The organism is Roseomonas sp. TAS13 (assembly GCF_001950415.1).
GTDB classification, from domain to species: domain Bacteria; phylum Pseudomonadota; class Alphaproteobacteria; order Acetobacterales; family Acetobacteraceae; genus Roseomonas; species Roseomonas mucosa.
In genome coordinates this window covers 1-9,514 of the sequence record NZ_BDLP01000165.1, presented here as the reverse complement: position 1 = coordinate 9,514, position 9,514 = coordinate 1, and the positions used below count along the sequence as shown (strand labels likewise).

General features: G+C 71.4%; 11 protein-coding genes. 5 read left to right on the top strand and 6 right to left on the bottom strand.

Annotated features, from left to right (window positions below; genetic code table 11):
* Positions 1 to 179: 179 nt before the first annotated feature.
* Positions 180 to 725 (top strand): histidine phosphatase family protein, encoded by a 546-nt coding sequence (locus ROTAS13_RS13645; RefSeq protein WP_083755526.1) that lies wholly within the window; start codon positions 180 to 182, stop codon positions 723 to 725.
* Here the strand turns inward: ROTAS13_RS13645 and ROTAS13_RS13640 are convergent, their stop codons facing one another.
* From ROTAS13_RS13640 to ROTAS13_RS13625, 4 genes are all read right to left on the bottom strand, one after another.
* Complete coding sequence (locus ROTAS13_RS13640) at positions 726 to 2,126, bottom strand: GDSL-type esterase/lipase family protein (protein WP_075822606.1); 1,401 nt, start codon at positions 2,124 to 2,126, stop codon at positions 726 to 728.
* Positions 2,127 to 2,162: 36 nt separating this feature from the next.
* The gene (locus tag ROTAS13_RS13635; RefSeq protein WP_253187683.1) at positions 2,163 to 2,777 is read right to left on the bottom strand and encodes an adenosylcobinamide-GDP ribazoletransferase; all 615 of its coding nucleotides are present in this window, start codon (positions 2,775 to 2,777) and stop codon (positions 2,163 to 2,165) included.
* 64 nt (positions 2,778 to 2,841) lie between these two features.
* Complete coding sequence (cobS, locus tag ROTAS13_RS13630; protein WP_019460739.1) at positions 2,842 to 3,828, bottom strand: cobaltochelatase subunit CobS; 987 nt, start codon at positions 3,826 to 3,828, stop codon at positions 2,842 to 2,844.
* Positions 3,829 to 3,868: 40 nt separating this feature from the next.
* Entirely contained in the window at positions 3,869 to 4,489 is a 621-nt protein-coding gene (locus ROTAS13_RS13625) for a J domain-containing protein (RefSeq protein WP_019460740.1), read from the bottom strand.
* A gap of 60 nt (positions 4,490 to 4,549) precedes the next feature.
* On the opposite strand from ROTAS13_RS13625, the gene ROTAS13_RS13620 reads away from it, so the two are divergent.
* Together ROTAS13_RS13620 and ROTAS13_RS13615 are read left to right on the top strand one after the other, a co-directional pair.
* Complete coding sequence (locus ROTAS13_RS13620) at positions 4,550 to 4,846, top strand: BolA family transcriptional regulator (protein ID WP_019460741.1); 297 nt, start codon at positions 4,550 to 4,552, stop codon at positions 4,844 to 4,846.
* A gap of 241 nt (positions 4,847 to 5,087) precedes the next feature.
* A complete protein-coding gene (locus ROTAS13_RS13615) occupies positions 5,088 to 6,329 on the top strand; it encodes an acyltransferase (RefSeq protein WP_075822605.1) in 1,242 nt (413 codons plus the stop codon).
* Positions 6,330 to 6,384: 55 nt separating this feature from the next.
* On the opposite strand, the gene ROTAS13_RS13610 is transcribed toward ROTAS13_RS13615, so the two are convergent.
* Both ROTAS13_RS13610 and aroB read right to left on the bottom strand, forming a co-directional pair.
* Entirely contained in the window at positions 6,385 to 6,924 is a 540-nt protein-coding gene (locus tag ROTAS13_RS13610; protein WP_019460743.1) for a DUF2889 domain-containing protein, read from the bottom strand.
* A 125-nt stretch (positions 6,925 to 7,049) separates the two neighbouring features.
* Positions 7,050 to 8,702, bottom strand: a complete 1,653-nt coding sequence (aroB, locus tag ROTAS13_RS13605) for a 3-dehydroquinate synthase (RefSeq protein ID WP_256371395.1) — start codon at positions 8,700 to 8,702, stop codon at positions 7,050 to 7,052.
* Positions 8,703 to 8,918: 216 nt separating this feature from the next.
* Between aroB and ROTAS13_RS27185 the strand changes: the two genes are divergently transcribed.
* Together ROTAS13_RS27185 and ROTAS13_RS13600 are read left to right on the top strand one after the other, a co-directional pair.
* Complete coding sequence (locus ROTAS13_RS27185) at positions 8,919 to 9,065, top strand: hypothetical protein (protein WP_019463257.1); 147 nt, start codon at positions 8,919 to 8,921, stop codon at positions 9,063 to 9,065.
* Positions 9,066 to 9,095: 30 nt separating this feature from the next.
* A partial coding sequence (locus tag ROTAS13_RS13600; RefSeq protein WP_171979102.1) for a site-specific integrase occupies positions 9,096 to 9,514 on the top strand: 419 nt, incomplete at its 3' end.

Below are 9,514 nucleotides of genomic sequence, written 5' to 3'. Positions count from 1 at the left end.
GCTCTATGCGGGGACCAACCTGCTGGCGAAGCTCTATACGGACGAGCGCGCCCCGGCGCGCCTCGCGCGCCACGCGGCGCTGCGCCTGGGCAACCGGCTGACCCCCTTCAAGCACATCATCCGCGGCATGTTGATGGAAAGCGACGGGCCGCGCCCTTCCGCCCGGGGGTAGGGCACCGCTGCGCCTCCTGCTCATCCGCCACCTGCCCGTGCCGGAGGGGGCGGGGCGCTGCTATGGCCGCCTCGACCTCGCGGCGCGGCCAGCGGAGCCGGTGGAGATCGCCGCCCTGCACCGGGACATCGCCTGGCTGCACCGGCCCGCCCTGCTGAGCAGCCCGGCCCGGCGCTGCCGGGACCTCGCGCGCCGTCTCGGCCCGGCGCCGCGCCTGGAGCCGCGGCTGCGGGAGCTGGACTTCGGCGACTGGGAGGGCATGCCCTGGGATGCCGTGCCCCGCGCGGCGCTGGACGCCTGGGCCACCGATCCCGCCGGCTTCATCCCCCCGGGCGGCGAGGGGATGGCCGATTTCCTGGCGCGGCTGGGTGCCCTGGCCGAGGCGCTGCGCCATGCGGCCCGGGATGCCGTGCTGGTGACCCATGGCGGGCCGATGCGGGTGCTGCCCGCGCTGCTGCGGGGGGAGGCACCGGACCTGCTCGCCCCCGCGCCGGGCTTCGGCGGCGTGGTGCGGGTGGAACTGCCGCCCGGGTCAGGGTCATCGCCCCGGTAATCATCCCGGCGGCAGCAGGGTGGCGAGGTCCACCGCCCCGGCCATGGCCAGATAACCGATCCGGTTCGGGTGCAGCCCGTCCCCCGCGCCCCCCACGGTGCTGCCCGGCACCATCTCGGGCCGCAGCCCGCCCGTGGCCGGGTCGAGGGTGGCGCGGTCGAAATCCGCCACCGCGTCGAACAGGCCGGAATGCCGGATGGCGTCGTTGACCGCACGCCGGCGCGCATCCTGCTCCGCGCCGCCATGCGCGGGGTTGGTGCTGGCCAGGGCCGAAACGAGCGTGGCGCCCACCAGCCGCACACCGGGAATGCCGGCCCGCAGGCGCCGGGCGCCTTCCCGCATCCCCGCCAGCACCGTCCCGGGCACCACGCCGTTGCCGCGGGCGAGGTCGTTGATCCCCAGCGCCCAGATCACGCTGCGGACGCCGGACAGGCGGATCGCGTCCCGCTCCAGTCGTTCCAGGGCGGGTGGGCCACCCGGCCAGGGAGAGGCGGGACCGTAGCCCTCCGGCCCCAGGATGCGGTTGCCGTTGATCCCCGCATTCACCACGGACACCGGCCCGCCATGGGCGGCGCGGAGGCGCCATGCCAGCGCGTCCGGCCAACGGTCGTCGCCATTCAGCGTGGCGCCGACGCCATCGGTGATGGAATCGCCGAGGGCGACCACCATGGGCAGGCCGGGCGGGGCCTGCATGTCCACCGCGTCGAGAAAGAACCAGGAGGTGGTCGGGAAGGGGAAGCCCGCCTCGTCCTCCCGCTCCCCCAGCGGCCCGCTTCCCGGCGCGGAGAGGTAGGAGGTCTGGAGCGCCGTGGCGTGCCAGGTCATCGGCCCGCTCGCCCCGGGGACATGAAAGGACACGGCCAGCTTCCGGCCTTCCAGCAGGGCAGGCGACGGATCGGCGAAGGGCAGGGGGACGGGATCGGACCAGGCCTCGCCGCCGGGCGGGATCGAGATGCGCCCCTCGCCCCCGAAGCGCAGCGGCCGGTTGCTGCCGGGCAGCAGCGCGGCGCCGCCGGCCTGCACCCCCACCCAGGCATCACCGATCGCCAGTGCCCGCGTGCCGAAGGCGTTGGAGAAGCGCAGCCGCAGGCGCGGCCCCCAGAAGCCTGGCCGCAGCACCATGCGGAAGCTCTGGTCGCGGGCCCCGCCGGCCGGGTCGGGCAGGCTGTAACGCTGCTCCGGCTGGGCGGAGGTGAAGCCCACGGGATAGGGTCCCTGGGCGGAGGCGGCCCAGGCGGTGGTCCAGGCGGTGGTCCAGGTGGTGGTCCAGGCCGCGCCTTCCGGGGAAGGTTGCGAGGCGGCGGGCCATGCCGCGGAAGCCAGCGCGGCGGCGGGCAGGGCGCGCAACAGCCCGCGCCGCGGGAACGCCTGGAAAGGGTGGGCTTGTCCCGGATCGGCCATGCCGCAGCCTCCCATCCCTGGGGGCCGGGCGGCAAGTCACCCAGGCCCCGCCCAGTGGCCCAGGCTGGCCGCCAGCAGGCTCAGCACCACGGCCTCGGCCAGTTGTTCGCAGGCACCCAGCACATCCCCCGTATGGCCGCCTACCTGGCGGCAGGCCACCCGCGCCATGCCCAGGGCGCAAAGGCCGGTGAGCAGGATTCCGCCCAGCGCCACCGGCAGGGGCAGCTGGTCCTTGCGGGTCATCCGGTCATAGCCCTCGGCCTCGGCCTGCTCGGTCAGCCTCGCCTGGAGGTTGGCGGCCACGCCCGGCATCGCCCGGCTGCCCACCGCCTCGACCCGCGCCTGCTCCAGCGTGTCGAAGACCTCCTTCGCGTCGCGGCGCGCGGGCAGGCGGGCGGCGTGGGTGGTCTCGTCGTGGTAGCGCAGCTTCAGCGCCACGGCATCGGCGGCACCGCGCAGCCGCGCCATCTCGGCGGGCGGCAGGGCACGGGTCGGCAGCGGCAGGCGGGCGCGCTTGCCGGTCAGGCCGGAGGGGCCGGGCTGGAAGGCCACCTGCACGTCATCGGTGCGGGCGATGGCGCGGACCGCGCCGGCGGTGGCCCGCTTGAATTCCTCCTGGCGGGACAGATCCTTGGAATTGCTCACCGACACCTCTCCCACCGGCCGCAGTCATCCCGTGGGGCGGCAGCGCCCGGCGCGCCGCCCCGCCTTTCCGTCAGGCCTTGACGTAGAGGCCCGTCGGGATCTCCTCGTTGAAGCAGCGCTGGTAGTATTCCGCCACCGTGGCGCGCTCCGCCTCGTCGCACTTGTTGAGGAAGGAGAGGCGGAAGGCGAAGCCGACATCGCCGAAGATCTTGGCGTTCTCGGCCCAGGTGATGACCGTGCGCGGCGACATGACGGTGGAAATGTCGCCGGCGATGAAGCCCGCGCGCGTCAGGTCGGCGAGGCTGACCATCGCCTCGATCTGCTTGCGGCCCTTCGGGTCGGTCACGCCCATCTTGGCGGAGACGATGTCGGTCTCCTGCTTGTGCGGCAGGTAGTTCAGCGTCGCCACGATGTTCCAGCGGTCCATCTGGCCCTGGTTGATCTGCTGCGTGCCGTGATACAGGCCGGTCGTGTCGCCCAGGCCCACCGTGTTGGCGGTGGCGAAGATGCGGAAGCCCGGATGCGGGCGGATCACGCGGTTCTGGTCCAGCAGGGTGAGCTTGCCCTCGACCTCCAGCACGCGTTGGATCACGAACATCACGTCGGGGCGGCCCGCGTCGTACTCGTCGAACACGATGGCGCAGGGGCGCTGCAAGGCCCAGGGAAGGATGCCTTCCTTGAACTCGGTGACCTGCTTGCCGTCCTTCAGGACGATGGCGTCCTTGCCCACCAGGTCGATGCGGCTGATGTGGCTGTCCAGGTTCACGCGGATGCAGGGCCAGTTCAACCGGGCCGCCACCTGCTCCACATGGGTGGATTTGCCGGTGCCGTGATAGCCCTGGATCATCACGCGGCGGTTGAAGGCGAAGCCGGCCAGGATCGCGAGCGTCGTGTCCTTGTCGAAGCGGTAGGTCGGGTCGCGCTCCGGCACGTGCTCGGTCGGGTTCGAGAAAGCCGGGACCTCGAGGTCCGTGTCGATCCCGAAGACCTCGCGCACCTTGACCCGCGCGTCGGGCATGTCGGGACGGCTGTCGGGCAAGGTGGCGATGGTGTCCATCGGGGGGTTCCCGCTTCTCAGTGTCAGTGTGGCAAGGGCCTCAGGCGGCGACGCTGGTCGCCTGGGCCCCCAGGGTGGCGAGCCGCTTGCGCAGCAGGCTGTAGGCGCGGTTCACGTCCTTCAGACGTTCCTCGGCCGACTTGTCGCCGCCGTTGGTGTCCGGATGATAACGCTTGGCGAGCTCTTTCCAACGCTCGCGCAGCGCATCTTCCTCGAGCGGCCAGCCGAGGCCCAGCACGTCGAGCGCGGCACGGAGCTCAGCTGGTGCCTTGGTCGCCGATTTTCGAGGGGTGGGCTTGGCGTCGGCGAAGAGGCCGAGCGGGTCCTTGAGCTGCGAGGGATCGAACTTGCCCTGCATGCCGAGGCGGCCAAGAGGCCAGGTCGGGCGCTGCCAGCCGGAATCCTCCTTGAGATGGACTTCGATCTCCTCCGGCGTCATTCCCTTGTAGAAGTCCCACGCCTGATTGTAGGCGCGGACATGTTCCAGGCAGAAATGATAATAGTCGCGCAGGCGGGACCGGTCGCGAGGGGCGCGAAACTCCCCGGCCGCCTCGCAGCCTGGGAAATCGCAACGGCGGAAGCTGCTGCTTCCGGGTGAGGGCGGGGTGTGTGTCGTGCCGCGTCGGGCCATGGTGTCCCCCTTATGGGCGTCCGGCGCCATGCGGGCAAGGCAGTATCCTACGCTTCATAAACATCGGTAACGCATGGAAAAAGCGGTTGCATGATCCCAGAGCATCCTCATTCTGCGGGCGCGCGCGCCGCCCGCCTGCACGCCGCCCTGGCCGCCGCCTTTCCGGGCGCCGAGGTCACGGTGCGTGACGACAGCCATCACCACGCCGGCCATTCCGGCGCCCGGCCGGGGGGCGAGACGCATTATGCCGTCCGGGTGGTCTGGGCGGGATTCCAGGGGCAATCCCGGGTGGCCCGGCAACGTGCCGTGAACGCCACGCTGGCGGGGGAATTCGCCGGTGGCCTGCATGCCCTCGCCATCGAGGCCAGGGCGCCGGGCGAGGGCTGAGGGTATAGGCCGCGAAGGGGAATTGGAGAGGGAAGGGGCCGGGGGGAGCCGGCCCGCTTCCAAAACATTTCACGACCGGGTCTGAGCAGCTTTCTTGCTTTCTCGTTTGCCGCTGTGCGAACGTCTCATGATATGGATGTAATTTCATTTTAAGGTGCATTGGCCGCCAAGTCTTGCCGGATGGGTTGTACACCCCTCCGCCGGCGCCTCTCTGCTGACTGATTGAGGGAGATCAGGACGAATGCCTTCCAGGCGCTACCATGAGCTGGACGTCGTACGAGGTCTCGCCGCTTTCATTGTGCTTCTTCACCATGTTTGGATGTCGTTTCCACAGGCATTCCATGTGCCACCGCTGACCGGGGCATCCGGCCTCGCCGACTATCTTTTCTTCGCGCTGAAATACACGCCGGCACGGTTCCTCGTGGCCGGGCCCGGCTGCGTCGCGGTGTTTTTCGTGCTGAGCGGCTTCGTCCTTTCCGCATCCTTCGAGAACGGGCGCGGCATCTCGTATGGGCAGTATGTGGTGAAGCGGCTTTGCCGGATCTACCTGCCCTTTGCCGCCGCGGTGCTGGTGGCGGCCGGTTTCTATGCCGCGACCTACAAGGGCGCCATTCCCGGCATGAGCGACTGGCTGAACACGACCTCCTGGTCCATGCCGCTCACGCCGGACCTGGTCCTCGGCCATCTCGCGGCCTATGGCATGGAGCCCTATCACGATCTGAACGCCCCGATGTGGAGCCTGATCGTCGAACTGCGGGCCTCGCTGATCTTCCCGCTGGTCTTCCTGCTGGTGAGGAGCCGCAGCCTCTGGGCACCGCTGCTGGCCCTGGGCCTCTACATGGCGGCGGCGGGCTTCATGAGCCGGGACGGCCAGACCTTGCCCATGACCCCGCTGGGCAGCCTCGCCTTCCTGTTCCAGTGGATGCCGCTCTTCTTCCTGGGCTCGGCGCTCTGGTTCCAGCGCGAAAGGCTGGAACGGTTCTTCTCCGGCCTGCCCGCCGTGGCGCGGCTGGGGCTGGTGGCCATGGCGCTGCTGCTGCTGGGCATGCCGGCCTGGGGGCCGGTCTCCACCACGAGCATGGCGATGAAGCTGGTCTGGATGCTGGGCATGGGCTTCTCCGCCACGGTGATCATCACCGCCGCGATCAGCACCGCCCTGTTCCACCGCTTGGCGGCCATCCGGCCGCTGCGCCGGCTCGGGGAGATCTCCTACAGCCTCTATCTCTTCCACCAGATCGTCATCCTGGCCCTGGCGCATGGCCTGGTGGGAATCGTGCCGCCCGGCCTCGCGGTGCTGCTGGCGATCCCCGTTTCGCTGGTGGTGGCGGAACTCGGCTACCGGCTGGTGGAGACGCCCAGCATGCGGCTGGGCCAGCGGCTGACCCGCGGCGCCCCCCGGCCCGCTGCGGAGGCCCGGCCGGCACTCGAACCGATCAGCGTGACAGAGGAACTCGGCGCCGTCATGGCGGCCGAGCGCCGGTAGGACAAGATCCGGCGCGGCCAGGAAGCGTCCGGGAGCAACGAGCCGCGCCGGCGTGTCAGCCTTTCCGCCGCCGCACCACGGGGCTGTCGGGCGCATAGGCATGGCAGGTGCCGAGGATCGCCGGCGACAGGGGCGGCTCGCCCTCGCCGGCCTGCCGGCGCCGGCGGGTGCGGGCCGAGTGGAGGGTCTGGTAGGCGACGGTGGCCATCTGCGCCAGGAGTTCGCGCAGATGGGTGCAGCCCTCGGTGCCGCCGACCCGCTCCTTCACGGCACGGTTGAAGCCGGGGCCGATGCGGATTCCGGCCAGCCGGGCGAAGTTCGGCGCGATGTCCGGGCAGATCGAATAGGGCGAACTGTCTGTCGCCGCCTCGCAGGACAGGATCAGCATCTCGGCATCCACCGTCAGCCGGATCCACATGTCGTGCAGGGCCTCGCCCGGCATGAGGGTGCCGCGGTCCAGGTTGGGCAGCGGATAGGCCTTGGTGTCGGTCAGGCGGGCCTCGATGTCGAAGGACCCGTCCTCGCGCTCATAGCCGCGCAGGGTGATGTCGCGGCTGTGCTGGAGGGTGCGCGCCTCGGGCTGGGAAAGGGGCATGGGACGAGCCTAGCCCGCGATCGCCGGCGGCGGAATCGCCCGAAGCGTGAGGGTGCCATACTTCCGGCAGCAGGGAGGGCGCGATCCCTGGACGGGCCGGGGCTCCCAGGGGCGCGGGGAACGCCTCAGCCGGTGGCGCCGTCCTCCCGCAGCAGGGCCGCCACCACATCCTCCGGCACGTCGCCCGTGGTGAAGACGTCGCCCGGCTCGCGGATCAGCACGAAGCGGAGCGCGCCGTCGCGCACCTTCTTGTCCTTGCGCATCCGGCCCAGTAGCGCCTCCACGGTGAAGCGCCGCTCCAGGTCACGGATCGAGGCGGGCAGGCCCACGGCGCGCAGATGCGCCACCACGCGCCCGGGCAGGGCCGGGTCGCAATGGCCGAGCCGGGCGGAGAGCTTCGCCGCCAGGGCCAGGCCGATCGCCACCCCCTCGCCATGCAGCAGGCTGCCGTCATAGCCGCACTCGGCTTCCACCGCATGGCCGAAGGTATGGCCGAGATTCAGCAGCGCCCGGCCGCCCTCGGCGGATTCCTCGCGTTCGTCGGCGGCCACCACGGCGGATTTCAGGCGGCAGGATTCCAGTACCGCGTGGCGCAGCGCCGCCGGGTCCCCGGCCATGGCCGCCGGCCCCTGCGCCTCGCACCAGTCCCAGAGCGACCCTTGCAGCAGCCCGTGCTTGGCGACCTCCGCCCAGCCGGCGCGCAGCTCGCGCGGGGGCAGGGAGGCGAGGGTGCCGATATCCGCCAGGACCATGCGTGGCTGGTGAAAGGCGCCGGCGAGGTTCTTGCCGGCGCGCAGGTTGATCCCGGTCTTGCCGCCGACCGAGGAGTCCACCTGGGCCAGCAGGGTCGTCGGCACCTGCACGAAAGGCAGGCCGCGCAGGGCAACGGCAGCCGCGAAGCCGGCCAGGTCGCCCACCACGCCGCCGCCCAGGGCGATCACGGTCGTCTTGCGGTCGATCCCGGCGCCGAGCAGCGCGTCCAGCACGGCTTCGAGCGAGGCCATGCTCTTGGAGGCCTCGCCGGGCGGCACGGCGATCTCGGCGCGGATCTCGAAGCCCGCATCCTCCAGCCCGGCCCTCAGCCGGGCGCCGTGCAGGGCCGCCACCGCCGCGTCGGACACCACGGCCACGCGGCGCGCCGGCAGCACCGGGGCCAGCAGCCCCCCGGCGCGTTCGAGCAGGTGCCCGCCGATGGCGACCTCGTAGCTGCGCGCGCCCAGCGTGACCGGCAGGCGGGACGGCGCCTCATGGGCATGGAGCGCCGTTTCGACATCGGCGGTCGTCATGTCAGGGGTCTCATCGGTGCAATCCACCACGATATCGGCTTCCGCATAATAAGGATGGCGCACCTGCATGAGCCCGCGCAGGACCTCGGCCGCGTCGCGCCCGACGAACATGGGGCGATGGTCCCGCCCGGCCACCCGTCGCACCAGGGCGGGCAGAGAGCAGCGCAGCCAGACGGCGACGGCGCCGGAGGCACGCACCGCGGCGCGCGTGCGCGGATCGTTGAAGGCGCCGCCGCCCGTCGCCAGCACCACCGGCGGGCCGGCCAGGATGCGGGCGATCACCCGCCGCTCGCCGTCGCGGAAATGCGCTTCGCCATAGCGGGCGAAGATCTCGGAGACGGGCAGGCCGGCCGCGGCCTCGATCTCGGCATCGGTGTCGAGGAAGGGACAGCCGAGCCGCGCCGCGAGTCGCCGGCCGATCGAGGACTTCCCGGCACCCGGCAGCCCGACCAGGACGATGCTGCGGGTCGCGGCGGATGCCATCCGCTCCACGGCCGCGGAATCCGGGCCCGGGGTCCTTTCCCCCTGGATATGTCCCGCCTTGCTCTCCGCCCGGGTCCTTTCCGGAGCCGGCCCGGCCTCCGCCGGCGGGGCGGCGGGGCCACGGTTTCGCTCCGAATGCGGATCGGCGAGGATGTCCAGGTTGCGCGACACGATGCCCAAGGCTAGCACGGCTTCGCCCGCACGCGAGGGACCACGCGCAACTCCATGTTTCGTCGCCCACTGACCCTGATCATTCTTGTCATCATCGCACTGCTCGCCGTGGGCCTGCTCGTCATTGGTGCCTTTCCGCCCGATGTGAGTCCACAGCCGGTGGAGCGGACCATCCCGGCAGAGCGCTTCGGCACGCGCTGAGGGCGTCGCCGGGCGGCCCTCCTGCACGCCATGGATGCCCGTGTCGAGGCCTTTCTGGAGATGCTGGCGGCCGAACGCGGCGCCGCCCGCAACACCCTGGCCGCCTACGAGGCGGACCTGACGGATGTGGCGGGATGGCTGCGCCGGAAGGGCGGATCGCTGGAAAGCGCCACGCCCGAGGCCTTGCGCGGCTATCTTTCCGGCCTTTCGGGCGCCGGGCTTTCGGCGCGCACCGTCGCCCGGCGGCTTTCGGCGCTGCGCCAGTTCTTCCGCTTCCTGGCCCGCGAGGGAATGCGGGGCGACGACCCGACCGCGCTGCTCGACACGCCGCGCCTGCCGCAATCCCTGCCCAAAGCCCTGCGGGAGGAGGAGGTGGAGGCGCTGATCGCCGGGGCCTCCCGCCTGCCGGGGCGCCTGTCTCTTGATCACAAGTCTCGACGTCAGCATAG